This window comes from Desulfovulcanus sp. (assembly GCF_982781345.1).
In genome coordinates, this window is record NZ_CEYAEZ010000195.1 from 1 (window position 1) to 1,114 (window position 1,114).

The window sequence follows — 1,114 nt, forward strand, 5'->3', positions numbered from 1 at the left end:
TTCAACACCGGGTGTTGGACTGATTTCACCTCCGCCACATCATGATATTTATTCGATTGAAGATCTGGCGCAGTTGATCCATGATCTTAAAAACGTCAATCCAAAAGCGCGAATCTCAGTCAAGCTGGTATCTGAAGTTGGCGTAGGCACGGTTGCTGCGGGTGTCACCAAAGCACATGCGGATCACTTGACTATTTCTGGTTTTGATGGTGGCACCGGTGCATCTCCGCTGACGTCATTACGCCATGCGGGTTCTCCATGGGAGATTGGTCTGGCTGAAACACATCAGACCTTGGTGTTAAATAATTTACGTAGTCGCGTTTGTGTGCAAGCCGATGGTGGTTTGCGTACCGGACGGGATGTGGTTATAGCAGCGCTTCTGGGTGCGGATGAATTTGGTTTTGCCACGGCTCCTTTGATTGCTGAAGGCTGTTTAATGATGCGCAAGTGTCATTTGAATACCTGTCCTGTGGGTGTTGCTACGCAAGACCCGGAACTTCGCAAGAAGTTTACCGGCAAGCCTGAGCACGTTATCAACTACTTCTTCTTTGTGGCAGAGGAAATGCGCCAGCTTATGGCCAAGCTAGGTTTCCGTAGCGTTGCTGAAATGGTTGGTCAGTCAGATAAGCTGAATATGCATTCAGCGATTGATCACTGGAAAGCAAAAGGTCTGGATTACAGTAAGTTGCTGACAAAACCTAAAGCTGAGTCTCACGCTGATGAACATCACACCATGGAGCAGGAACACGGTATTGAACACGCCCTCGATAATGAGCTTATCAAGCAGGCTAAACCAGCGCTGGAAAAAGGCGAAAAGGTTGAAATTGATATCGCCATCAAAAACCATAACCGTACCTTTGGTACCATGCTTTCAGGGCGTGTTGCTGAAAACTACGGTTTTGAAGGTCTGCCAGAAGATACCATTTACGTTAAAGCTTCTGGTACGGCGGGTCAGTCATTTGGCGCATGGACGGCAAAGGGTGTCACACTGGAGCTTTCTGGAGAAGGCAATGACTACGTTGGTAAGGGCTTGTCAGGCGGCAAACTAATCATCTATCCACCTAGCGATTGTAAGATTGCTAGCGCGGATGAGAATATCATCGTTGGCAATACG

Annotated in this window: 1 protein-coding gene; it reads left to right on the top strand. The window is 48.0% G+C overall.

What is annotated here, in order from left to right:
- A partial coding sequence (locus AC3WVG_RS12185) for a glutamate synthase-related protein (RefSeq protein WP_488798386.1) occupies positions 1-1,114 on the top strand: 1,114 nt, incomplete at both ends.